Raw genomic sequence first — 22734 nt, 5'->3', positions numbered from 1 at the left:
GGGGGATTCTATAGAGTTTTGGGGGAGCGTCAACAGCCAAAGGGGACTTTTTTCGCTGTTGACGGATAAAGCCGCGCCAAGGGCACAAAACTTCAGCAATCAGCGCTTGTCCCTGGCCAGCGCATCCCGATACATCTGCTCGTATTGGGTCACGGAGTCTGCCCAGTTGAAACGGGTCTGCATGGCCGTACGCTGCACCTTGGCAAAGCGCTCCGGTTCCTGCAGGTAGTGGAGCAGGCTGCGACGCATGGCATCGAGCAGGGTGCTGGCGGTGGGATCGTTGAAGCAAAAACCGGTGGCCCGCGCAGGGTCAGCGTCCCAGTCCACGACGGTATCCTTCAGGCCGCCGACGGCTCGCACCAGCGGCAGGGTACCGTAGGCCAGGCTGTACATCTGGTTGAGGCCGCAGGGCTCGAACAGGGAGGGCATCAGGAAGAAGTCGGCGCCCGCCTCCACCAGATGGGCCAGCCGATCGTCGTAGGCGTTGATGAAGGCGAACTTGTCGGCGTGTTGCTGGGCGATGGCCTGCAGCTGGGCGGCGAGGGACGGGTCGCCGGAGCCGACGATGACCAGCTGGACCTGATGCTGCAGGAACTTGGTCAGGGTGGGGATCAGCAGATGGACCCCTTTCTGCTCGGTCAGGCGACATACCATGCCGTAAATCGGCAAATCTGCAGCGGGAAGGCCCGCCTCCTGCTGCAGAGTCTGCTTGCAGATACCCTTGCCGGCGAGGTGGTCGGCGTCATAGGTCGCGGGCAGGTAGGTGTCGCAGGCGGGATCCCAGTCCTGATAGTCGCAGCCGTTGAGGATGCCGCACAGATCGCTGGCCCGCTGCTGGAACACGCTGGCCATGCCGTGGGCACCCAGGTGAGTCAGCAGCTCGTTGGCATAGTTGGGGCTGACCGCATTGATCTTGTCCGCATAGAGCACCCCGCATTTGAGCAGGTTGACGTGGCCGTAGTCGTAGTTGATGCGCCGCTCGTAGTCGGTGATCTCGGGTAGGGCCCAGAACTGCGGGCGATCGAACACCCCCTGAAAGGCAGCGTTATGGATGCTGATGACCGAACGGGTGTGCTGGAAGAAGGGGTTGCCGGCATAGCGGGTCTTGAGCAGCAGCGGCAGCAGACCGGTGTGCCAGTCGTTGCAGTGGACGATGTCGGGGGCAAAAGCAAGCTGTTCACAGGCGTGCAGGGTGGCGGCGGCAAAGAAGGCGAACCGCTCGCCGTTGTCGGGGTAGGCCTGGTTGTTCTCCGCGTAGAGCTGGGGGCGCTCGAAGTACTGCGGGCAATCCAGCAGGTAGACGCAGACCCCGTCCAGTTCCAGCTGGTAGATGCGATAGCTGATGTCGGCCCGATCCGGTGGGGTGGGCAGCCAGCGGGAGGCGATGAGTGTCGCCTCGTCCCGGCGCTTGAGGGTCTGGTAGAAGGGCAGGATGATGCGAACGTCGTGGCCCTGGCGGGCGAGATTCAGTGGCAGGGCTCTGGCCACGTCCGCCAGGCCCCCGGTCTTCACCAACCCCTCGACCTCAGAGGCAACAAACAGGATTTTCAACGGGCTAGTAACCAACTCTTGCTCCCTTAGGTACCACGACGATACCGCCTTCGGACACGGTAAACCTCTCTCTGTCATGGTCCAGATTCTCACCGATCACGGTGCCGGGTGCAATTTCAACGTTTTTATCTATGATCGCGCGCCGAATTGAGCAGCCTTCCCCGATCTTCACGTCCCCCAGCAGCACGGATTCGCTGATGTGACTGCAGGGGCCTATGTTGCAGCTAAAGCCCAGGATGGAGCGCTGGATCTGGCTACCCTGGATGAAACAGCCGCCGGAGATCAGGGAGTTGGCGATCTTCACCTTGCAGTCGTCGGTGTCGATGAAGGTGGCGGGGGGCAGGGGCGGATAGTGGGTGTGCAGCGGCCACTTGCGGTTGTAGAGGGAGAAGGGGGCATCGTCGGCCACCAGGTCCATGTGTGCCTGCCAATAGGAGTCCAGCGTCCCCACATCGCGCCAGTAGACGTTGGGTTTCTCCCCCGGGATCCGGTTGCTGCTGTAGTCGTAGACATAGACGGGGGTGCGGGGGTAGAGGCTGGGGATGATGTCCTTGCCAAAGTCGTGGCTGGAGTTCTCCTCGGCGGCATCCCGCTTCAGCTCGCGGTACAGCGTCTCGGTCTCGAAGATGTAGTTGCCCATGGAGACCAGGGCCTGGGTCGGATCCCCGGGGATGTGTTTGGGATGCTTGGGTTTTTCCTCGAAGCCTATCATCCGCCCCTCCTGATCCACCTCGATCACCCCGAAGGCGCTAGCCTCCTCGATGGGCATGCGCAGGGCGGCGACCGTCATGGCGGCGGCCTTCTGCTTGTGGAAGGAGACCATCTGGCTCACGTCCATCTTGTAGATGTGATCCGAGCCGAAGATGCAGACGTGCTCGGGATCCGAGGTCTCGATGAAGCGCAGGTTCTGGTAGATGGCGTCCGCGGTGCCGTCATACCAGCGCTTGCCCATCCGCATCTGGGCCGGGATGGGGTCGATGAAGCGATCTGTGATGCCGACGATGTTCCAGCCCTTCTTCATATGCAGGTAGAGGGATTGGGACTTGAACTGGGTGAGCACATAGATGCGCAGGAAGTCGGCGTTGACGAAGTTGTTGAGGACGAAGTCGATCAGCCGGTAACTGCCGCCAAAGGGCACCGAGGGTTTGCTGCGGGTGGTGGTCAGTGGCTGGAGACGGGTCCCTTCTCCCCCTGCCAAAATCATGGTCAAAATGCCTGCCATCGTATTTCTCTCTCTGTATGAAAAGGTTTTCAGTCTGCTGCGAAAAAACACCCCGAAAGGGGTGGAAATCGTTTTCTTTCACCTTAACAGATTCCGTCTGGCACTCTCTACTGCTTTTATGACAGCCGTTACACTTAATTACACTTTGCTCAGATAGACCTTGAATTTGGCATCGCTGCCGATCACCTCGGTCTGTCTGAAGTGAGCCTCCAGTATAGGCAGATATCGCAAGAAGGCGTTGGCGACTATGGTCAGGGAGCCGTTGGCACTGAGGTAGGCGGGGGCCTTTTCCAGGAAGGTTTCGGTGGCGGCATAGAAGGTTTTGAGCCCGGCGTGGAAGGGCGGGTTCGAGACGATATGTTGGAATTTTCCATCAATATCGGAGTAGACATCGGAGGCCTGCACGTGACCCTGCAGGCCGTTGGCGGCCAGGGTACGGCGGCTGGACTCCAGCGCCAGGGCGCTGATGTCCACCATGTTCACTTGCAGCTCGGGGTTGCGCTTGGCCAGCATGGCACCGATGACGCCGGCACCGCAGCCGAAGTCCAGCAGCCTGCCGGACATGGGGGGGAGGCTCGCCAGCAGCATCTGGCTGCCGAGATCCAGGTCATCGGCGCTGAATACCCCGGGCAGGGCCATCACCTTCAGCGCCGTGTCGCCGGCCTTGCACTCATAGCGGCTGAACCAGGCATCCAGCTCGAACGGGGCGACCGGCTTGCCTAGCTCACCGTGATAGAGGGAGCAGCGGCGCGCCGAGTCCCGCTTGATGGGCTTATCCCCATAGGCTGCCAGCAGCTTGTCGGCACCGTTGATCCCCCCCCGGTTCTCCCCCGCCAGCAAGAGATCGGCGCCCGCTTCCAGCAAGGGGGTCATCATGGCCAGCAGGTATTGGGCCTCGGCCTTGGCCTTGGGCATCAGCAGCAGCAGGGCATCGAAGCGGGGGGCGCCGCCGAGTTGGTGATCGAACAGGATGCGATCCCCGAGAGCCTCTTGCTGGCCGAGGTAGTAGCAGTAGTCGGTGGTGAAGACGGTCAGGGAATCGGTCAGTTCGGCCAGCTGGCGTGGGTAGTCATCCTCCAGGGCACCGCAGACGAGCAGCCGCTTGCCGACGAAGAGGGCTTGGTTACGTTCCAGCATCTGGCTGACGGCACTGACAGGACGGCTCATTGGTTTTCTCCACGCAATTTTGGGCGGCCATTATACATGGCTGCTTTCGCCTTGACATTTATGCCGCCTTCCCGAAATATGCCAGTCACCTTATATATCCAGAGATGAGCCATGCGCCAGCGCGTATCGAAACGAAAGCATAAACACAGCCTGTTCCCCGGGCCTGCTGACGTGCGCGCGTAACCTCTCATCCCTGAGACGATTCAAGCCCCGGTAGCGACCCTCGTACCGGGGCTTTTTATTGACCAAACCACCCATTCAGGAGAAGGAAATCCATGTTTCAAGGTTCGATAGTTGCCCTGATCACCCCGTTCAAGCAGGACCAGCTGGATGAGGCCGCGCTGGCTCGTCTGGTGGAGTGGCACATAGAGCAAGGCACCCACGGCATAGTGCCGGTCGGTACCACGGGGGAGAGCCCGACCCTGACCCACGACGAGCACTGCCGGGTGGTGGAGCTGGTGGTCAAGCAGGTGGCCGGTCGCGTGCCCGTCATCGCCGGCGCCGGCTCCAACAATCCGGTCGAGGCCATCGAATACACCCGTCATGCCGAGCAGGCCGGGGCCGATGCCACCCTGCACGTGGCCGGTTACTACAACCGCCCGAATCAGGAGGGGTTGTATCACCACTTCAAGGCGGTGCATGACGCCACCACCAAGCCCATCATCGTCTACAACATCCCGCCCCGTGCCATCGTCGACGTGCAGCCGACGACCCTGGCCCGCCTGGCCGAGCTTCCACGTATCGCCGGAGTGAAGGATGCCACCGGCGATCTGGCCCGCCCCTGGATCGAGCGCCAGCTCATCAAGAAGCCGTTCGCCTGGCTCTCCGGCGAAGACGCCACCGCGGTTGCCTACAACATAGGTGGCGGTCAGGGTTGCATCTCGGTGACCGCCAACGTGGCCCCCAAGCTGGTGGCCGAGGTACAGAATCTGGCCCTGGCCGGTGACTGGCAGGCGGCCCGCGAGCTGCAGGACAAGCTGATCCCCCTGCATCAGGCCATGTTCGCCGAACCGAGCCCGGCCGGCGCCAAGTACGCGGTCTCCCTGCTGGGTCTGTGCAGCGAGGAGTGCAGGTTGCCGGTGATGCCTCTGTCCGAGGCCACTCGCGAGCGCATCCGCAGCGCCATGCAGGCGCTGGATCTGCTGTAAAAATGGGCTCTGGATCGCGCTTTTGAGTGTCAGGTCAGTTAGGCGCTGACTTTGTAGATATACTCGCTTGGATACATTTCAAGGATGAGTGGGCATGCAAGAATGGGATCCGGAGCACTTCACCAGTTTCGAACACCTCTGTGAAGTGACCCTGGCCGCGGTCAGAGAGAAGACCGAGGCCGAACAGATCTATCTATGGCTGCGGGCGCCTGCGCCCCAGCTTTACTGTTACCGGCCGGAGTCGGGCCTGCTCTGCCTGGCTGCCGACACCCTGCCGACCCTCCCCATCTCCTTTATCGAACGCTCCCTCGTGCTCGGCCAGCTGCTGGTGGAACCTGTGGCACAGGCCCGGGGGCTCTGGGAAAACGTCGAGCCCGAGGCCCCGCGCCTGCGGGTCAGCTTCCCCCTCAAACGGCACCAGGGGCTGGAGGCCGTGGTCTATCTGGAGACGAGGCGCCGACTGGATCGTCTGCCCATGCGTCACCAGCAGAGCATTCAACTGCTGATGCATTATCTGGCAGCGGAGCTGGATGGTAGAAGGCTGGCCAGCCAGGTGGACAGGGAGCGGGATCAGCGCCTCAGCACCCAGGCGGATCTCGTTCGCAGCCAGGCCCTGCAGGATGCCTTCCTCAATATGCTGCAGGCCCTGCACCTGGTCGGGGTCAAGCTCTCCGGCTGCGACAACGAAGACAGGCTGCTGCACGACGCCGTGGTCCTCGCTAGGGAGGAGCTGCAGTTCGATCGCGTCGCCATCTTCCTCATCGACAACGATCTCAAGACCATGCAGGGCACCTGGGGCACCAACGAGGCGGGGGAGCTCACCAATGAGCGCCACTTCGTCACCCCCATCCCCGAACACCCCACTGTGCAGGAGGCGCTGCGGCGCAAGGATTATGTGCTGGTGCTGGAGGATGCCCCCCTCTATTACGAGCAGCAGGAGGTGGGGCGGGGCTGGAACGCCATGGTCTCCCTGTGGGATGGGACCACCCCCATCGGCTGGATAGCCGCCGACAACCTGCTCTGGCGCCGTCCCCTCAAGGCATATCAGAGCGAGATCTTCAAGCAGTACGCCGCCGTGCTCTCCCAGTTGCTGATCCGACAGCGAACCCAGGCCAAGCTGGAGCGCTTCAACCGGGAGCTGGAGCTGAGGGTGCAGGAGCGGACCCGGCAACTGGCCGACACCAACCGGGCGCTGGAGGAGGCGAATCGGCGCCTCTCCCTGCTCTCCCTCGAGGATCCCCTGACCGGGATCGCCAATCGCCGCCAGTGGGACATCACCATGGAGCGGGAGTGGGAGCGGGCCCGCCGCCATCAGGGGGTGCTGGCGGTGCTGATGATCGACGTGGATGAGTTCAAGTCCTACAACGATCACTTCGGTCATGGCAAGGGCGACCAGTGTCTGCAGCGGGTCGCGGCCCTGCTGCAGGAGACGGAGCGGCGGCGCACCAATCTGGTGGCCCGTTACGGGGGGGAGGAGTTCGTCATCCTGCTGTGCGCGCCGCAGCCGGGGGAAGCGGAGCGACTGGCGGAGCAGATCCACCAGGGGCTCAGCAGGCTGCAGATCCCCCATCCGGCCTCCCAGGTAGAGCCGTACCTCACGGTCAGCATCGGCTTCAGCTATCTCATCCCCTCATCGGACAAGGGGTGGCAGACCCTCACCGAGCAGGCGGATCAGGCGCTCTATCACGCCAAGTCCCGGGGACGGGCCTGCACCCTGGCCTATCTGGTGGATGCGGTCCCCGTCATCGCCCCTCACTGACCCGGTCGCCGTGCCGGCATTCTCCCCCGGCAACCATAAATGGGGCCGCAAGCGTTTCTCATCCTTCGGCACGTGGCGATAAGCCCGCGCTCTGGCTAGAATGGGAGCCCATTTTCCAACCATAGATCCCGCATCATGACCCTATCCGGATTCAAAGGCCTGGTTTTCGACCTCGACGGCACCCTGGTGGACTCCATGCCACTGCACTTGGCCGCCTGGGAGCACACGGCGCGGGAGTTTGGCTTCCGCTTCGATGGGGACTGGTTCTATGAGCTAGGGGGCATGCCGAGCCGCAAGATTGCCCTGCTGGTGGCCGAGGAGCAGCGGATTGCGCTGGATCCCCTGGTGGTGACCCGCTGCAAGACGGAGCACTACGTGGCCAACCTGCACAAGGCGACCCCCTTCCCGGCCATGCTGGAGCTGGTGGAGCGCTACCACGGCATCATCCCCATGGGGATAGGGACGGGGTCACCCCGCGTCAATGCCGAGGCCGTGCTGCGCAACACCGGGCTGGATCGCTACTTCCCCGTGGTGGTCACCGCCGATGACGTCGAGCTGCACAAACCCCATCCGGACACCTTCCTGCTGGTGGCGCGTCGCCTCGGGGTCGAGCCGGGTCAGTGCCTGGTGTTCGAAGACACGGGGATAGGGGCCCAGGCCGGTCAGGCGGCGGGCATGCAGGTGTGCATGGTGCGTGAAGGAGAGCCGGTCGGATTGACCTACTGAGTAGGGAGGATTCGGGTCTCTAAACCCGGGGTAAAGCGTCCACTCTCATACGGGACAGGCGATAAACATGAGAGTGGACAGTCACTCGCGCCAAGGATTGACGTGGCGAAGTGTGGGGCAAGAAGAGGCGAGCCTTATTGCTCGCTGTTGCCACCCTGATTGTCATCGTAGCGGCTCGGCGCACCGTGGGGGCGCGGCGCCATGGAGACGCGAGGCTTGCGGGCGCGCTGGATGCTCACTGCCGGGCGACCGGAGTGCATGGCGATGGTGGAGATCTTGGCCTTGTAGACCAGCTGCTGGTTGCCATGGGCATCGGTCAACAGCACGCTGTACTGGTCGAAACCACTGATGGTCCCCTCCAGCTTGATGCCGCTCACCAGGAAGATGGCGACCTGACTACGATTCTTGCGCAACCAGTTGAGGGCGGAATCTTGCCCGTTCCCAAGAGAGAAGGCCTGCTCAATCGTGGAGTAGCTTGGGGATTCAGTTGTCATAAATTATTGTCCCGCGGAAAAAAAAGTGGCGTTTGATTGTGCTAAATGGTCACTGCCTTGTCAAAGCCATTCGCGTTTCCCGGATGGGGGCTGAATGACCCAAAGAACAGGGCTGGTGGTTCAGGGCGGTGGCTGCGATAATTGACAGCTCTGGCCATGACAGGCCTCTGCTGGAATCCTATCTTGCATCCGGTTTCAAATCCAATGACTTATACCCATGACGCGACGGCCTGTGAAGAGTGCGATCTGCTGGTACCGGCAACCGCCCTCGCGGTGGGGGAGACGAGCAGCTGTCCCCGTTGCGGTCATACCCTGAGCCGGCACCTGCCCCAGCAGGAGCGCAGACCCATCGCCTACGGTTTCGCGGCCCTCATCATGTTCGCGCTCGCCAACACCTTCACCTTCATGTCCTTCTCCTCCCACGGGGTGGGGCAGGAGATGACCTTCCTGCAGTGCATCACCACCCTGGTGGAACAGGGCTATCTGTTCCTCGGCGCCGTGCTGAGCCTGACCCTGATAGGCCTGCCGCTGGTCTACGTGGGTTCCATCATGCTGGTGCTGTGGCGCCTCGACAAGGATATGCACAGCCGGGCGCTGCGCTCCCTCGGTCGCCTGCTGTGCCGGATCAAGCCCTGGCTGATGGTGGATGTCTTCCTCATCGGGGTGCTCATCTCCCTGGTCAAGCTGATGGGCATGGCGGAGATCAAGATGGGGCTCTCGTTCTGGGCCTTCGTCGGTTACACCGTGCTGCTCATCAAGATGATCTCCTCCCTGGATCGGATGTGGTTGTGGCAGCGGCTGTTTGGCCCCACAGAGGCACGGGAGCTGGATCCCGAGGCCGGCGCCATGGAGTCCGAGCTGGTGGGCTGCCATATCTGCGGCGCCTTGAGCGAGGCCGGCACCGACCGTTGCCCGCGCTGCGGCGATCACCTGCATTCGCGCAAGCCCGGGGGGCTGAATCGCACCTGGGCGCTGCTCATCACCTCGGTGATCCTCTACATCCCCGCCAACCTCTATCCCATCATGGATACGGTGTTTCTGGGGGATGACAGCCCCTCGACCATACTGGGCGGGGTGGTGCTGCTGTGGGCCCTGGGTTCCTATCCCATCGCCGCCGTCATCTTCTTTGCCAGCGTGGTGATCCCCCTGGCGAAGATCCTGGCGCTGCTGTGGCTCTGCTACGTGGTGCAGCGCGGCCAGGGAGCCTCGCCGCTGCGCAAGCTGAAACTCTATCGCATGACCGAATTTGTGGGGCGCTGGTCGATGATCGACGTCTTCGTGGTGGCCATATTGGCAGGTCTCATCCGACTCGATAATCTGATGACCATCTACCCGGGCCCCGCGGCCGTCGCCTTCGCGGGGGTCGTCCTGATCACCATGGTGGCCGCCATGAGTTTCGATTCCCGATTGATCTGGGATTTACAACAAGGAGAGCGCGAACGTGAGTGAGCGTAAGACAAGGTGGAAACCCGGCTCGGATTTTCTGAGCTCGGCCGCCGCTATCTGGATGGTGCCCATGCTGGCGCTGTTCATCGGAGCCTGGATGCTGTTCCAGCACTGGTATTCACAAGGCCCCAGCTTCACTCTGACCGTGGCCACCGCCGAGGGCATAGTGGCGGGCAAGACAATGATCCGCTCCCGCGAGGTGGAGGTGGGTCGCATCGAGGCGGTGGAGCTCAGCGATGACTACAGCCATGCGGTGCTGAAGGCGCGCCTGACCAATGCTGCCGCCGGCATGCTCAAGAAGGACAGCCAGTTCTGGGTGGTCAAGCCCAGGATAGGCCGGGAAGGGGTCTCAGGCCTCGGCACCCTGCTCTCCGGCGCCTACATCGAGCTCTCCCCCGGCAAGAAGGGCAAGGCGCGCAACACCTACGCCATGCTGGACAGGCCGCCCCTGGCGTCGCTCGATGCCAAGGGGCTGCGGCTCTCCCTCACCAGCCGTGACGCCAATGCCCTGGGGGTGGGGTCACCCATCAACTATCAGGGCTTCACCATAGGTCAGGTGGAGGAGGCTAAGTTCCTGCCCGAGAAGAGCGAGATGCAGTACCAGCTCTTCATCAACGCCCCCTATGACATCCTGGTGAGCGGCAACTCCCGCTTCTGGCTGACCCCGGGCTTCGAGGTTTCCATGAGCAGCGAGGGGATGAAGGTCAAGATGGATTCCCTGGAGAGCCTGGTCAACGGTGGCATCACTATGGGACTGCCGCCCGGCTGGCTGCCGGGTGAGCCGGTCAAGCAGAACGACGAGTTCGTGCTGTTCAAGGACGAGGCGAGCGTGCTGGCCGGTAGCCTGGATCAGTTCATCGACTACGTCTTCCTGTTCGAGAACGACGTGGGCGGCCTGCACCCTGGCGCGGCGGTGCAATACCGCGGCATTCGGGTCGGCACCGTCATCTCGGCCCCCTACCTCATCGATGACAAGGGGGTTCAGCTGTTCAAGAGCCGCCAGATCCCGGTGCTGGCGCGCATCGAGGTGCAGCGCCTCTCCCACCGCTACGCCAATGCGGAGAAGGAGCAGTGGCGCGCCCTGTTCAACAAACAGTTCAAGGAGGGCCTGAGGGCCAGCCTGAAGACCGCCAGCCTGCTGACCGGCGGCAAGGTGGTGGATCTCAACTTCTACCCGGACGTGCCCGCCTACCAGCCGCTCAAGGTGGCCGGCTATCAGGTGTTCCCGACCGCCCAGGCCGGGCTGGATCAGATCGAGCGCAAGGTGAACCTCATCCTCGACAAGTTCGTCGACATGGACATGGCCACCACCTTGACCCAGGTCAACAGCACCCTGGCGACCCTGGACAAGACCCTCAAGCACGTCAGTGCCGTGAGCGCCAATCTGGAGCAGTTCACCGGCCAGCCATCGACCCAGCAGTTGCCAGCCTCGCTGAACGAGAGCCTCAAGCAGTTGCAGGAGACGCTGCAGACCTATGATGCCGGCTCCCAGACCAATCAGGAGCTGCGGCAGTCTGTGCAATCCCTCAATCAGCTGATGAGCGAGTTGCAGCCCCTGGTGCATTCATTGAACGAGCAGCCGAGTTCGCTGATCTTCGACCGCTCCCGTCCCAAGGATCCCGAGCCCAAGCGAGGAAAATGATGAAAAAACGGATGATGACGCTGGCCTTGCTGGGCCTGCTGGCGGGTTGCAGTTCGGCTCCTGCCAGCCTGCACTACTACTCCCTCGATGCGGACAGCCAGCCGGCCCCCCTGATGGCGACCCAGCCCCAGCACCAGCTGGTGCTGAGACCCATCGCCCTGTCCGGGCAGCTGGACAGGGTCAGCCTGGTCTATCAGCTGGAGGGCAATGAGCTGCACTTCGCCGAGTACCATCGCTGGGCAGGCTCCCTGGATGCTCAGTTGAATCAGCTGACCCTGGATGGCCTCTCCAGCCGCCTGCCGGGTTGGGTGGTGCGTCAGGACGGGGCCCGCAAGGGGCCTGTGTTGAGCATCTCGGTGGAGCGCTTCCAGGGGCGCCACGATGGTCGCGCCCTGCTGAGCGGCCGCTGGCGCTTGCTGACCGAGGAGGGCGTCGTGCTGAGGGACGTGCCCTTCCAGCAGGTGCGGGTCTTGCCCGCCGATGGCTATGGCACCCTGGTGGACGAGCTGGGACAGGGCTGGCAGCTGCTGCTGGATCAGATAGCGGCAGAGGTGCGCAAGGCCAGTTGAGACTGGCATGAAAAACGGGAGGCCTTGGCCTCCCGTTTTGTTTTGCAGGGTGGAGCAGACGCGGTTATTGCTGTACCTCGGAGACCCCTTGCACCTTGACCTCGACCCGGCGATCCGGGGCCAGGCAGACGATCAGCTCACGCTTGGACTTGCTGGTGCAGCTCTCGCCGGTGACCGGGTTGCTCTTGCCATGGCCTTCCACGTTCACCTTGCCGGCAGGCAGGCCCTTGCCAATCAGGTAGTTGGCCACGGTCTGCGCACGCAGCTCGGAGAGCTTCTGGTTGTAGGCGTCGGAGCCGATGCGGTCGGTGTAGCCGATGACGGTGGCGGAACCATCCTTGGGTCTGGCTTCCTCAATCTGGTTGTAGAGGGTATCCAGCGCCTGGCCGGCTTCCGGCTTGAGGGTGGCCTTGTTGAAGTCAAACAGCACGTCCGAACTCAGGGTGAACTGCTTGTCCACCACCACGGGCTCGGGAGCCGGGGCCGGGGCGGCGACCGGCAGGGCCGGGGCGACCTGACCGAAGCGGTAGACGGCGGCGAGCGAGAGCAGGCCGTTGTCCATGCGCAGGCCGGTGTCATCTCGGCTGCCGTAGGGGGTGCTGTACTGGTATTCGAGGCGGGCGGCCCAGTCCAGGTTGAGGGCATATTCGGCACCGAGGGCACCGACGAAGACGCCGCGGCTGTCGTTGTCCAGCTCGTCGCTGCTGCTCCAGCCATAGCCACCACCGACGCGGCCGTAGAGATCCAGGCTCTCGGTGACCGGGAAGCCGAGCTTCAGGGTCAGCTGAGCCAGTTGCGCCTCGACGGAGTCGTTGAAGGCCGCGCCGTTGCGGGTGCCGCTGTACTTGTATTTGCCGAGATAGTCGTAACCTAGCTCGATCCCCAGGTTCTGGTTGATCTGATAGCCCCCGAAGAGACCGGCACCGACTTCGTCATTGTCTTCGTCGGTTGCGGAGATGGTGTTGCTCTCGTCGACACCGTAGAAGTTGGACCAACCCAATTTGGCACCGCCATACCAGGTATTGTCTTGTCCGGCTGCCTGAGCGTTGGCCGCAAGCAAGCCTGAAACCAGCAAGGTAATCAGTGTTTTTTTCATGTGAAGCCTCTGCAATTTTGTTTGTCGGGAGGTCGAATCCGCATCGCCTCTCCGTATGGGTTGGGCCAGTGGCCGGCCACAACATGTTTAAACGTAGCCCGTTTTTTTTGAACCACAAGCAACTGATATAAAACATATTGTGATAACTATGCCCATCATAGGGGAGTTGTCCGGGCAAGAGGGCTAGTATGGCTCCGATTTGTGACGGGTGTCATATGGGTTGTTCGTTTTACATTCAAGGGGGGGCAACAAAAAAGGCCGACGAGATGTCGGCCTTCTGCATGGGGGCATGGCTTATTGCGGGATGAACTCGTACTGCTGCTCGATGAAGGCGCCGGCCCGCTCGCTCAGGGCGGCGTGCACGACGGTCGTGGGGTGCACCTGATCCCAGAACATCTTGCCCTCGCAGTTCAGCTCACCCGCGCTGCGGCGCGCCATGGGGGAGGCGACGGCCTGGGCCAGCAAGGGGTTGCCGGCGATGGCGAGGCGCTCCGGCTCGCTGAAGGCCGCGAGCTGGCTGTCGGTGCCGGCGCTGCGGGAGGCGAAGGGCTTCCACACATAGCCGCCGCCATAGCAGGCATGCTCGGTGTCGCTCAGGCCGAAGTTCTGCGGCTCACGCAGCATCTCGGCGAACTGCTTGTCGATCTCGAACAGTTTCACCAGGCCGGTGGGGGCCAGCTGGCGGGCCAGGTTCAGCAGCAGCTCGTTGTGATAGGCCGAGACATGGCTGGCGGCCTCCACCACCTTCTGGCTACGCGCCGAGGGGTTCTGGCCGAGATCCGGCAGGTTGAACAGCAGTATCTGCTTGGCGCCGTTGAGCACCATGCGGTTCGCCGAGTCGCTGATGACGTCACGCACCCGCTTGGCATCCTGCTCCGTGTTCCAGCCATAGGCCAGGTAGTCGTTGGCACCGACCCAGAGGATCACCAGGTCGTCCGGTTTGAAGCTGTCCTTCTCCAGGAACTGGGTGATCTCGTAGTCCAGGTTGTTGATGACCTGGTACTTGGGGTTCCAGGAGATCTTGTTGTAGGCCACGGCGGTGGCGCCCCCTTCGGCCTCGTTGGCGATCTTCAGGCCCGGGAACTGCTGGGTCAGCTGCTCCAGCCAGACCGGGCCGTTGGAGAAACGGCCCTGATAATAGGGCGGGCTGGAGGGGAGGTAACCGCGCATCTTGCCGTACATCTTGCCGGTATCGGAGAGGCTGTCACCGAACATGACGATGCGGGAGAAGGCGGGACGCGGCTCGGCGGCCTGTGCCGTCAGTGCGCAGAGTCCCAATAAACACAGAAACCATTTTTTCATGTCGTCGTTCTCATAGAATTGAAAGCAGGCCTTGCCTGCGGGCTGTTCCTCGGTGGTGAAATGAGCTGGGGACCCATTTGCCACACTGCAGGGTAGGGGGCCGAATTTAATTTCGCATCTACGGGGTATAATTAAATCGATTTCGGTCACACAGGGCTCCCCCAGATGGGTGAAGCTTCACGTTTGTTTCACGGTCGGGGGGGCAAGATAGCCTCATACCGCAACGACAGGAGCATGAGATGAACAAAGCAAGCGTAATCGGCCTGGTGGCCCTGATGTCCGTATCCTCTTTCGCCATGGCAGCCTACACAGGCCCGCAGGAGCAGAACGTCATCACGGTTTCCCAGTTGAAGGATCAGCGTGACGATAACTGGGTGACCCTGGAGGGCAAGCTGACCAAGCACCTGGGTGGCGAGAACTACCTGTTCAGTGACGCCAGTGGCGAGGTGGAAGTGGAAGTGGACGGGGATGTGTGGCGTGGCGTCGAAGTGGGCCCGAACGATCTGATCCGCATCCGCGGCGAGGTGGACCACAGCTGGAACAAGACCGAGGTCGAGGTGGATCGCCTGGAGAAAGTGGGTGCCGAGGCGCCGAGCAAGGGTGGCTTCATCACCAAGTAAGCGGCGAATGCCGGTCCAATGAGAAGGGCGCTCCATGAGCGCCCTTCCTGTTTCTGTTGTCAGCCGGCCCGGCTGGGCACGCTGCGCTTGAACCCCTTCTCGGCCTGATTGACCTTGTAGAGGTAGCGGCGCGCCTCCGCCTTGGGGTGCTGCTCGGTCAGCACCTGGTAGACGGCCTCGGGGGAGAGGCGGTTGATCATGCCGGGGGCCGCCTTGCGATCGCTGGAGAAGGTGTTGAGCACCCCGCCCGCCCCGCCGTTGTAGGCGGAGATCACCGCATAGCGCCTGGACTGGGGGTCCTGGATATCCGCCAGATAGACGGTCTGCAGCAGGTGCAGGTAGGCGGTCCCGACGTCGATGTTGTAGGCGGGGTTGAACAGATCCTCCCGGGTCGGCTGGCCGTTCTTGCCCTTGACCCGCACATAGACGTCCCGCCCTGCGGTGGCCGGGATCACCTGCATCAGGCCATAGGCGTTGGCGTGGCTGACCGCATAGGGGTTGAAGCTGCTCTCCGTCTTGATCACCGCGTAGATCAGGCTCTCGGCGACCCCGTACTTGCGGGAGGCGTCGCGGATGATGCTGGCGTACTTGTAGCCGCGCTTGTCCTCGTGATTCGCCACCATGGGGATGTCGATGAAGAAGATGTTGCGAATGCCGAGGGTGCGCTTCTTCATGGCGGTGTTGAGCAGGTAGTCCGCGTAACGCTCGGCGCGCCAGCTGGAGCGGATCGGCTGCCCCTGGTTGTCCAGCACCTGGCCATAGAGGAAGGGCTCGCCGCCGGGCATGATCTCCCGGTCGGAGTAAAGATCCACTTCCGCCGGATCGTCCGGTGTCATCAGGGTTTCGATGATGGCGCGGCGTAGGTGGGAGCGGGGATCGATCCCCGACACGGTTTCCACCATGATGTGACCGCTGGAGAAGTCGATGTGGGCCCGGCTCTTGTACTGATCCGTGTATTTGACATAGTCAAACTTGCCCGCAAATAACGCCTCTCGCCCCCAGATCTCGTTCACGTTGTGGGAGAGGGCACTGATCATGTGTTCGAAGCCGCGCACATCCTTGCCGTTGACCAGATCCTCGTCTTCTTCGCGGGGGGCGGGGGAAGAGGAGCAGGCAGAGAGAAACAGCACGGCGCACAGCAGCCAAAAAAGTCGACCCATAAAATCCTCAAGCTGGGTGGCGGGGCCGCCCGTCATTCAAAACCCCTGAGCAAGGAGGGAGGTGGCCGTCGACGACCTGATGTTGGAAGGCGACCCCTTGCTCAGGGCTAATTGTTACTGGCTGGGAGGGGTGTAGCCGTCGATGGCCACTTCACCCGCCTCAAACAGGTAGCTCACCATCTCCTTCTCCAGCAGCTGGCGATGCTCGAGGTTCATCATGTTCAGCTTCTTCTCGTTGATCAGCATCACCTGCTTTTTCTGCCATTCGGTCCAGGCTTCCTTGCTGATGTTGTCGAAGATCCGCTTGCCGAGCTCGCCGGGGTAGAGTTGGAAATCGAGACCCGGCGCCTCTTTCTTCAGACGCTGGCAGAATACGGTACGGCTCATGTTGACCTCTGTGGTTGCAACTCAGGATTGTAAGTCCGGGTAGGCGAGCAGGCGGGCCGTGGCGGCCGCCAACCCCACCTCGGCAGGATGGCGTAAGTTATACCAGAGTCGGGAATCCGCTTCCATGAGCAGCGGGGGCGGCGGGGCAGTCAGTTCGATCAGCAGGGGCTGGATATCCAGGTGGAAGTGACTGAAGGTGTGGCGAAAACCAGTCAGTTCCCGGTAGTCGGAGCCGTGCAGTCCCAGCGCCTGCAGACGGTCTTCTATCTCGGCGCGCGCCTCGACCTGGGGGAAGCAGTAGAGCCCGCCCCAGATCCCCTGAGGGGGGCGCTTCTCCAGCAGCAGCTGATCCCCGTGGCGGATGATCAGCATGATGCCGGTCCGGGCGGGGATGCTCTGCTTGGGCTTGCTGTTGGGGTAGGCGGTGGGATTGCCTTGCGACAGCCCCTGGCAATCAGCCTGGACCGGGCAGCGGGCACAGGCGGGCTTGCTGCGGGTGCAGACGGTGGCCCCCATGTCCATCATGGCTTGGTTGTACTGGGCGACGCCGACTCTGGGGGTGAGGCGGGTCGCCAGCTCCCAGAGGCTGTTCTCCACCGGCTTCAGCCCGGGCCAGCCCGGCAGCGCCAGCCAGCGCGTGAGGACCCGCTTTACGTTGCCGTCCAGGATGGCGTGGGGCTGACCCAGGGAGAGGGAGAGCACGGCACCGGCGGTGGAGCGACCTATGCCGGGCAGGGCCATCACCTCTTCCAGCTGTTCCGGGAACAGGCCGCCGTGCAGATCACGGATCTGCTGGGCCGCCTTGTGCAGGTTGCGGGCGCGGGCGTAGTAGCCGAGCCCGGTCCAGTGGTGCAGCACCTCGTCGATGGGGGCGTCGGCCAGGGCCAGCACGTCGGGGAAGCGCGCCATGAACCGTTCGTAGTAGGGGATGACGGTGGCGACCTGGGTCTGTTGCAGCATGATCTCGGAGATCCAGACCCGGTAGGGAGTCTTGTCCTGCTGCCAGGGCAGGGTCTTGCGGCCATGGATCTGGTACCAGTCCAGGATCCGGGTGGCGAATGAGGTGTTGTCTGGGTTGCTCACGATATGCTCATGTTATTGATCTAATAATGAAATCTGGATGTGCCTGCGTTGGATGCCTGAAGGTGTGCCCCTCGGGGGACTGCTCGCCACCCATCTAGCTCGGCTCATCGATGAAAAAGGGGAGCTCTCGGGCTCCCTCTTGTTGTCTGACTGCCTGCGAGTGTAGCGGGATTAGCCGCGCCAGTCCTGCAGTGCCTTGAGGCTGGCATGCTGGCCGCCGACCTGCAGCACGATATCATCCTGGGCGATGGCGATCAGGGTCACCCCGGGGGCAATCTCGCTCCCCTCCCGCAGCTCTCGCCCGTTGAGTACCACGGCCCGCTTGGCCGGATCGGAGGAGTAGTTGTGGGCGCCGTAGGTGAGGGGCGGTACCTGCTGCTTGATGGCCGCGGGCAGGGCGCTGAGGGGGATGGCCCCGGCCGAGCGCTCAACCTGGGGCGCCGACTCCTCCACCAGCGGGGTGTTGTTGAGGGCCATCATGATGCGCTCCGCCAGGCTCTGGCCGTTGGTGGCGGCCGTTGCCGTCGACCTCGGGGCCGGGGCCGCCTTGGGTTGCACCACGGGTTCCGGCAGGGGAGGTGGCAGGGGACGGGTGATCATCGGCTTGGGTTCGACCCGCACGAAGGGGGGCGTCACCACCTCTTTCACCTCGATCTGCTGCTCGATGGGCTTGAGGTGATAGAGGTGCCAGCCATAGTTGGCGCCCGCGCCCATGACGAGGGCGAGGGGGGCCAGCAGCCACCAGATCCAGCGGCGGCTCGGTTCCTCCTCCTGGCTCACGGGCAGCCCCATGAGCGGCATGTGCGGGGTGAACTGGGGTTGATCGGCCCGGCGCAGGGCCTTGAGCAAGGTAGACATCAGGAGTTCTCCTCCACCAATTCATCCAGGTTGACCGGCACGTCGGCGCGCAGGGCGCCATCTTCCAGCTTGGGCATGGGCTCACCGGCCTGTACGTTCAGGCGCAGCAGGGTGTTGCTGCCGGCGATCCCGTCCGGGGCCAGCCCCTGTTCACGCTGGAACTGTTGCAGCTTGCGTTTGAGCTCGGCATCGAAGCGACTCACCTTGCGATCCGGTTGCTGCATGGCGCGGCTCAGGGCGTTGTCCAGCCACTGCACCTGGGCCGGGCCGGCGTTGTTGCCGATCAGGGTGACGCCCCCCTTGGGCGTGCGCCACAGCAGGGTATAGCTGCCCCCCCAGGCATCGGCGAGCCACTGACGGTCCACCTGCCAGCTCTGGTTGCCGATGAGCAGGGAGGCCTTGTCCGGCCCCAGGTTCACCAGGGTGGCGTAGTAGAGGCCGCCGGTCTCATCGGTCAGGCTGATGAGGGCCGGGTGCTGCAAGGCCTGCAGCTCGGCCAGGGTGGCCTCCCCCTCCTGGCAGCGCAGGCCGGCGCGGGGGGCGTTGTCACAGGTCGCCTCCTCCAGCTCGGCCTGGTAGCCCCATACCTTGTAGAGATTCTGCATGGCCACATCGGGCTCGAGCGCCTGGTTGATGGCACGGGTCAGCTGCTCCTGCTGTTCCGGGGTGTCGTCCACCTTGACCGGCACCTCCACCCTGACCACGGGGCGGGTGGGGAAGACACCGACGAACTGCCAACCCCACCAGCCGGTGGCCACCAGGAGGGCCCCCACCAGGGCCACGGTCAGACCGGACTGCCAGCTCCCCTCGTCGCGAATGCCGCTCACCTCGAAGGCCGCCTGGCTGATGTCGCCGTGCACTATCTTGTGGCTGCCACGGGCGAAGGCGGCGATCAGGGCGCGATCGCAGATGAGGTTGATGAGGCGCGGGATGCCGCCGGAGAGGCGATGCAGGGTCTGGATCGCCCTGGGGGTGAAGATGGGCTGCACGCAGCCGGCCACCTGCAGGCGGAAGCGCACATAGGCATCCACGTCCTGGCGCGACAGCGGCAGCAGGTGATAGCGGGCGGTGATGCGCTGGGCCAGCTGGCGCAGCAGGGGTTGGCGCAGCATCTGCTGCAGCTCGGGCTGACCGATGAGCACCACCTGCAGCAGCTTCTTCTCGTCGGTCTCGAGATTGGTGAGCAGGCGCAGCTGCTCCAGCACCCCGGGCAGCAGATGCTGGGCTTCATCCACCAGCACCACGCTGCGCTTGCCCGCCGCCAGGTTGGCCAGCAGGTGGTCGCGGATGAGGTCGAACAGGGGCTTGATGCCGGCCTCCTGCTCGTAGGCAAGCTGGTATTCGTCGCAGATGGCCGCCAGCAGATCCCGCTCGGTCAGGGACGGATTGAGGATGTAGGCGATCTCGGTGTCGGCGGGCAGTTGTTGCAACAGACAGCGGGAAACCGTGGTCTTGCCCGTCCCCACTTCTCCGGTGAGTAGCACGAAGCCTCCCCCATCCTGCAACCCGTAGTTGAGGTGGGCCAAGGCCTCCCCGTGGCGTTCGCTCATGTAGAGGTATTTGGGGTTGGGCGAGATGGAGAACGGGGGCTCCGACAGACCGAAGAACTGTGTGTACATAAGGATCCATTCCATTGTTATGGGCGGCAGGTTAAAGCCTCCCCAGAGGGATGTCAAAGACCCGGATACCATAAGAGGGTCATCCTGCATGGTGACTCAAACGGCTAGAGTGATCGGGGCCGAATGATTGCGCCGCTCAGCGCCGATGCCGGAGCAAGGAACATCGTCTCCTCGGCTCAAAAGCGGTATCATCGAGGCAGGTTTATCGAGGGAGAGTGCGCGTGCAGACTTATCTGGTTGGGGGAGCGGTGCGGGACCGCCTGTTGGGCTTGCCGCAGGGGGACAGGGATCACCTGGTGGTCGGTGCGACCGTGCAGCAGATGCTGGATCTTGGGTTTACCCAGGTCGGCCGCGACTTCCCCGTGTTCCTGCACCCCAAGACCCAGCAGGAGTATGCGCTGGCCCGCACCGAGCGCAAGCAGGGACAGGGCTACACGGGCTTCGTCTGCCATGCCGACCCGAGCGTCACCCTGGAGCAGGACCTGCTGCGCCGGGATCTCACCGTCAACGCCATCGCCGAGGATGAGCACGGCCAGCTGCACGACCCCTATGGCGGCCTGCGGGATCTGGCGGCGCGGCTGCTGCGCCACGTCTCCCCGGCCTTCGCCGAGGATCCCCTGCGTATCCTGCGGGTGGCCCGCTTCGCCGCCCGTTTCCACAGCCAGGGCTTCACGGTGGCTCCCGAGACCCTGGCCCTGATGGGGGAGATGACAGAAGCTGGGGAGCTGGCCCACCTGACCCCTGAGCGGGTGTGGAAGGAGCTGGAGAAGGTGCTGCTGGGGCCGACCCCCGCCGTCTTCTTCGAGGTGCTGCGGGAATGCGGCGCCCTCAAGGCCCTGTTCCCCGAGCTGGATGCCCTGTTCGGAGTGCCGGCCCCGGCCAAGTGGCACCCGGAGATCGACACCGGCATCCACACCATGATGGTGCTGGCCCAGGCCTGCCAGCGTTCCCCTGAGCTGGCGGTGCGCTTCGCCGCCCTCTGCCACGACTTTGGCAAGGGGCTGACGCCCCCGGAGTTCTGGCCGAGCCACCACGGCCACGGCCAGAAGGGGTTGCCCCTCATCCGGGACTTCTGCGAGCGCTTTAGAGTACCGAACGATTGCCGGGATCTGGCGCTGCTGGTGAGCGATCTGCACACCCATATCCACATCGCCTTCGAACTCAAGCCCGCGACCCTGCTCAAGCTGTTCGACAAGGCGGATGCCTGGCGTCGGCCCGAACGCTTCGCTCAACTGCTGGACACCTGCCGGGCCGACTTCCACGGCCGCACCGGTTTCGAGGAGCGGGTCTATGCCGAGCCGGACTATGTGGCCCAGGCGCTGGCGGCGGCCCAGGCCGTGCCGGTGAAGGAGATAGTGGCGGCGGGCTTCAAGGGGGAAGAGATCCGCGAGCAGCTCGGCAAGCGGCGACTCGATGCCATCAGCCGGGTGCGGGACGAGTGGACCTTTATCGAGGAGTGATGAGATCCCTCTGGTGACGGCTCGACAGCAGTAGCCGGTAAGCGATGAAGGGATCTTTCTCGAGGAGCAGGTGTAGGAAAGGCGTCGTCAGCCGTTAGAGGACAAAAAGAAAAGCCCGGGTCAGTGACCCGGGCTTTTTGCTGGGAGGCATCTTACGAGAAGCAGGCCTGCAGCACGTAGAAGATGGCGATGGCCAGGATGGCGCCGGCGGGCAGGGTGATGACCCAGGAGACGACGATGTTGCGCAGCACGCCCAGGTTCAGGGCCGCGATGCCACGGGCAAGCCCCACCCCCATCACAGCACCCACCAGCGTCTGGGTGGTGGAGATGGGCAGACCGGTGCCGGAGGCGATCACCACGGTGGCGGCGGTGGCCAGCTGGGCGGCGAAGCCACGGCTCGGAGTCAGGTGAGTGATGCCGGTGCCGACGGTGGCCATCACCTTCTCGCCCATGGTGGCGAGGCCGATGACGATACCGATGCCGCCGAGGGGCAGGATCCACCAGGCGATGTGGGAGCTGCCGCCGATCTCACCACCGGCCGCGACGATGGAGGCCACCGCGGAGAGCGGGCCTATGGCGTTGGCCACGTCGTTGGAGCCGTGGGCGAAGGCCATGGCACAGGCGGTGATGATCATCAGGATGCCGAACACCTTCTCCACGTTGGCGAAGTGCATCTTGCTGTCATCCTGCGGGTTGTACTGCTGGCCGCGGATGTAGAGCCAGCCGGCAAACGCCACCGCGATGGAGATGGCGACGGAGAGCATGATCCCCTCGCCGTTGCTCAGGTGTAGGCCGACGTGGGTCAGTCCCTTCTTGATGGTGACCAAGCAGATGACCAGGGCCGTCAGGAACATGTAGAAGGGGACGTAGCGCTTGGCGTTGTTCAGGGGATCATCGGTGTTGAATATGAGCTTCTGCACGCTGATGAACATGAAGTAGGCGATCACCCCGGAGATGGCCGGCGTGACGATCCAGGAGCCGACGATGCCGCCGAACTTGTTCCACTGTACCGCCTCCGGGCCAATGCTCACCACGGCGAAGCCGACGATGGCGCCGATGATGGAGTGGGTGGTGGAGACGGGCCAGCCGAAGTAGGAGGCCAGGATCAGCCACAGACCCGCCGCCAGCAGGGAGGCTATCATGCCGAGCACCAGCAGATCCGGGGTGTCGGCGAAGGCGTTGCTGTCGATGATGCCGTTGCGGATGGTAGCGGTCACCTCGCCACCGGCCAGATAGGCACCGGCGAACTCGAAGATCATGGCGATGATGATCGCCTGACGAATGGTCAGGGATTTGGTACCGACCGATGTCCCCATGGCATTGGCGACGTCATTCGCGCCTATGCCCCAGGCCATCAAAAAGCCGAACAAGGCCGCCACGAGCACCAGGGTGGTGCCGTAATTTGCGATAATGTCCATTAGTAGT

General features: G+C 63.2%; 20 protein-coding genes. 8 read left to right on the top strand and 12 right to left on the bottom strand.

What is annotated here, in order from left to right; translation table 11 throughout:
- Positions 1–99 precede the first annotated feature (99 nt).
- The 3 genes from glgA to rsmC all read right to left on the bottom strand — a co-directional run bounded on the left by glgA (position 100) and on the right by rsmC (position 3940).
- The gene (glgA, locus tag ACRCYW_RS06515; RefSeq protein WP_438549322.1) at positions 100–1566 is read right to left on the bottom strand and encodes a glycogen synthase GlgA; all 1467 of its coding nucleotides are present in this window, start codon (positions 1564–1566) and stop codon (positions 100–102) included.
- Positions 1556–2773 (bottom strand): glucose-1-phosphate adenylyltransferase, encoded by a 1218-nt coding sequence (gene glgC, locus ACRCYW_RS06510; RefSeq protein ID WP_438549321.1) that lies wholly within the window; start codon positions 2771–2773, stop codon positions 1556–1558. The genes glgA and glgC overlap by 11 nt, the downstream gene beginning before the upstream one ends.
- A 138-nt stretch (positions 2774–2911) precedes the next feature.
- A complete protein-coding gene (rsmC, locus tag ACRCYW_RS06505; RefSeq protein ID WP_438549320.1) occupies positions 2912–3940 on the bottom strand; it encodes a 16S rRNA (guanine(1207)-N(2))-methyltransferase RsmC in 1029 nt (342 codons plus the stop codon).
- Positions 3941–4215: 275 nt separating this feature from the next.
- Here rsmC and dapA point away from each other — a divergent pair, with 275 nt between their 5' ends.
- The 3 genes from dapA to ACRCYW_RS06490 all read left to right on the top strand — a co-directional run bounded on the left by dapA (position 4216) and on the right by ACRCYW_RS06490 (position 7573).
- A complete protein-coding gene (gene dapA / locus ACRCYW_RS06500; RefSeq protein WP_438549319.1) occupies positions 4216–5088 on the top strand; it encodes a 4-hydroxy-tetrahydrodipicolinate synthase in 873 nt (290 codons plus the stop codon).
- A 94-nt stretch (positions 5089–5182) separates the two neighbouring features.
- Positions 5183–6847: a diguanylate cyclase domain-containing protein gene (locus ACRCYW_RS06495; RefSeq protein ID WP_438549318.1), complete on the top strand. Its 1665-nt coding sequence runs from the start codon at positions 5183–5185 to the stop codon at positions 6845–6847.
- A 135-nt stretch (positions 6848–6982) separates the two neighbouring features.
- Complete coding sequence (locus tag ACRCYW_RS06490; RefSeq protein WP_438549317.1) at positions 6983–7573, top strand: HAD family hydrolase; 591 nt, start codon at positions 6983–6985, stop codon at positions 7571–7573.
- A gap of 134 nt (positions 7574–7707) precedes the next feature.
- On the opposite strand, the gene hfq is transcribed toward ACRCYW_RS06490, so the two are convergent.
- On the bottom strand, positions 7708–8067 hold the full coding sequence (gene hfq / locus ACRCYW_RS06485) for an RNA chaperone Hfq (RefSeq protein ID WP_434665469.1): 360 nt from the start codon (positions 8065–8067) through the stop codon (positions 7708–7710).
- A gap of 204 nt (positions 8068–8271) precedes the next feature.
- On the opposite strand from hfq, the gene ACRCYW_RS06480 reads away from it, so the two are divergent.
- Genes ACRCYW_RS06480 through ACRCYW_RS06470 form a run of 3 tightly spaced genes read left to right on the top strand, consistent with a single transcriptional unit; the run spans position 8272 to position 11724 of the window.
- Positions 8272–9516 carry a PqiA/YebS family transporter subunit gene (locus ACRCYW_RS06480; protein ID WP_438549316.1) on the top strand — a complete coding sequence of 415 codons (1245 nt, stop codon included), beginning with the start codon at positions 8272–8274 and terminating at the stop codon, positions 9514–9516.
- The gene (gene pqiB / locus ACRCYW_RS06475; protein ID WP_438549315.1) at positions 9509–11155 is read left to right on the top strand and encodes an intermembrane transport protein PqiB; all 1647 of its coding nucleotides are present in this window, start codon (positions 9509–9511) and stop codon (positions 11153–11155) included. The genes ACRCYW_RS06480 and pqiB overlap by 8 nt, the downstream gene beginning before the upstream one ends.
- Positions 11155–11724 carry a PqiC family protein gene (locus ACRCYW_RS06470; RefSeq protein ID WP_438549314.1) on the top strand — a complete coding sequence of 190 codons (570 nt, stop codon included), beginning with the start codon at positions 11155–11157 and terminating at the stop codon, positions 11722–11724. Before pqiB ends, ACRCYW_RS06470 begins: the two co-directional genes overlap by 1 nt.
- A 64-nt stretch (positions 11725–11788) precedes the next feature.
- Here the strand turns inward: ACRCYW_RS06470 and ompA are convergent, their stop codons facing one another.
- Positions 11789–12820, bottom strand: coding sequence for a porin OmpA (ompA, locus tag ACRCYW_RS06465; RefSeq protein WP_438549313.1), 1032 nt, complete (start codon positions 12818–12820; stop codon positions 11789–11791).
- A 294-nt stretch (positions 12821–13114) separates the two neighbouring features.
- Positions 13115–14122 (bottom strand): SGNH/GDSL hydrolase family protein, encoded by a 1008-nt coding sequence (locus tag ACRCYW_RS06460; RefSeq protein WP_438549312.1) that lies wholly within the window; start codon positions 14120–14122, stop codon positions 13115–13117.
- A gap of 239 nt (positions 14123–14361) precedes the next feature.
- On the opposite strand from ACRCYW_RS06460, the gene ACRCYW_RS06455 reads away from it, so the two are divergent.
- Complete coding sequence (locus ACRCYW_RS06455; RefSeq protein WP_438549311.1) at positions 14362–14742, top strand: YgiW/YdeI family stress tolerance OB fold protein; 381 nt, start codon at positions 14362–14364, stop codon at positions 14740–14742.
- A 59-nt stretch (positions 14743–14801) separates the two neighbouring features.
- Here the strand turns inward: ACRCYW_RS06455 and mltC are convergent, their stop codons facing one another.
- From mltC to ACRCYW_RS06430, 5 genes are all read right to left on the bottom strand, one after another.
- A complete protein-coding gene (mltC, locus tag ACRCYW_RS06450; protein WP_438549310.1) occupies positions 14802–15902 on the bottom strand; it encodes a membrane-bound lytic murein transglycosylase MltC in 1101 nt (366 codons plus the stop codon).
- A 114-nt stretch (positions 15903–16016) separates the two neighbouring features.
- Positions 16017–16289 carry an oxidative damage protection protein gene (locus ACRCYW_RS06445; protein WP_139433930.1) on the bottom strand — a complete coding sequence of 91 codons (273 nt, stop codon included), beginning with the start codon at positions 16287–16289 and terminating at the stop codon, positions 16017–16019.
- 21 nt (positions 16290–16310) lie between these two features.
- The gene (mutY, locus tag ACRCYW_RS06440; RefSeq protein WP_438549309.1) at positions 16311–17372 is read right to left on the bottom strand and encodes an A/G-specific adenine glycosylase; all 1062 of its coding nucleotides are present in this window, start codon (positions 17370–17372) and stop codon (positions 16311–16313) included.
- 171 nt (positions 17373–17543) lie between these two features.
- Entirely contained in the window at positions 17544–18230 is a 687-nt protein-coding gene (gene exeB / locus ACRCYW_RS06435) for a GspB family T2SS assembly factor variant ExeB (RefSeq protein ID WP_438549308.1), read from the bottom strand.
- Positions 18230–19849 carry an ExeA family protein gene (locus ACRCYW_RS06430; RefSeq protein ID WP_438549307.1) on the bottom strand — a complete coding sequence of 540 codons (1620 nt, stop codon included), beginning with the start codon at positions 19847–19849 and terminating at the stop codon, positions 18230–18232. The genes exeB and ACRCYW_RS06430 overlap by 1 nt, the downstream gene beginning before the upstream one ends.
- Before the next feature lie 221 nt (positions 19850–20070).
- Here ACRCYW_RS06430 and ACRCYW_RS06425 point away from each other — a divergent pair, with 221 nt between their 5' ends.
- Positions 20071–21309: a multifunctional CCA addition/repair protein gene (locus tag ACRCYW_RS06425; RefSeq protein ID WP_438549306.1), complete on the top strand. Its 1239-nt coding sequence runs from the start codon at positions 20071–20073 to the stop codon at positions 21307–21309.
- Between the two features lie 152 nt (positions 21310–21461).
- On the opposite strand, the gene ACRCYW_RS06420 is transcribed toward ACRCYW_RS06425, so the two are convergent.
- A complete protein-coding gene (locus tag ACRCYW_RS06420) occupies positions 21462–22727 on the bottom strand; it encodes an inorganic phosphate transporter (RefSeq protein WP_438549305.1) in 1266 nt (421 codons plus the stop codon).
- Between the last annotated feature and the right edge of the window lie 7 nt (positions 22728–22734).

This window comes from Aeromonas sp., assembly GCF_051657805.1.
Taxonomy (GTDB): Bacteria; Pseudomonadota; Gammaproteobacteria; order Enterobacterales; family Aeromonadaceae; genus Aeromonas.
This window is presented reverse-complemented; position numbering and strand designations above follow the sequence as displayed.

Excerpts from the sequence above, each read along its gene's own strand:
- ACRCYW_RS06445 (WP_139433930.1), bottom strand. The coding sequence starts at position 16,289 with ATGAGCCGTACCGTATTCTGCCAGCGTCTGAAGAAAGAGGCGCCGGGT.
- ACRCYW_RS06460 (WP_438549312.1), bottom strand. The coding sequence starts at position 14,122 with ATGAAAAAATGGTTTCTGTGTTTATTGGGACTCTGCGCACTGACGGCA.
- ACRCYW_RS06420 (WP_438549305.1), bottom strand. The coding sequence starts at position 22,727 with ATGGACATTATCGCAAATTACGGCACCACCCTGGTGCTCGTGGCGGCC.
- ACRCYW_RS06490 (WP_438549317.1), top strand. The coding sequence starts at position 6,983 with ATGACCCTATCCGGATTCAAAGGCCTGGTTTTCGACCTCGACGGCACC.
- ACRCYW_RS06495 (WP_438549318.1), top strand. The coding sequence starts at position 5,183 with ATGCAAGAATGGGATCCGGAGCACTTCACCAGTTTCGAACACCTCTGT.
- ACRCYW_RS06470 (WP_438549314.1), top strand. The coding sequence starts at position 11,155 with ATGAAAAAACGGATGATGACGCTGGCCTTGCTGGGCCTGCTGGCGGGT.
- glgC (WP_438549321.1), bottom strand. The coding sequence starts at position 2,773 with ATGGCAGGCATTTTGACCATGATTTTGGCAGGGGGAGAAGGGACCCGT.
- ACRCYW_RS06430 (WP_438549307.1), bottom strand. The coding sequence starts at position 19,849 with ATGTACACACAGTTCTTCGGTCTGTCGGAGCCCCCGTTCTCCATCTCG.
- mltC (WP_438549310.1), bottom strand. The coding sequence starts at position 15,902 with ATGGGTCGACTTTTTTGGCTGCTGTGCGCCGTGCTGTTTCTCTCTGCC.
- ACRCYW_RS06480 (WP_438549316.1), top strand. The coding sequence starts at position 8,272 with ATGACTTATACCCATGACGCGACGGCCTGTGAAGAGTGCGATCTGCTG.
- exeB (WP_438549308.1), bottom strand. The coding sequence starts at position 18,230 with ATGTCTACCTTGCTCAAGGCCCTGCGCCGGGCCGATCAACCCCAGTTC.
- hfq (WP_434665469.1), bottom strand. The coding sequence starts at position 8,067 with ATGACAACTGAATCCCCAAGCTACTCCACGATTGAGCAGGCCTTCTCT.
- ompA (WP_438549313.1), bottom strand. The coding sequence starts at position 12,820 with ATGAAAAAAACACTGATTACCTTGCTGGTTTCAGGCTTGCTTGCGGCC.
- ACRCYW_RS06455 (WP_438549311.1), top strand. The coding sequence starts at position 14,362 with ATGAACAAAGCAAGCGTAATCGGCCTGGTGGCCCTGATGTCCGTATCC.
- rsmC (WP_438549320.1), bottom strand. The coding sequence starts at position 3,940 with ATGAGCCGTCCTGTCAGTGCCGTCAGCCAGATGCTGGAACGTAACCAA.
- dapA (WP_438549319.1), top strand. The coding sequence starts at position 4,216 with ATGTTTCAAGGTTCGATAGTTGCCCTGATCACCCCGTTCAAGCAGGAC.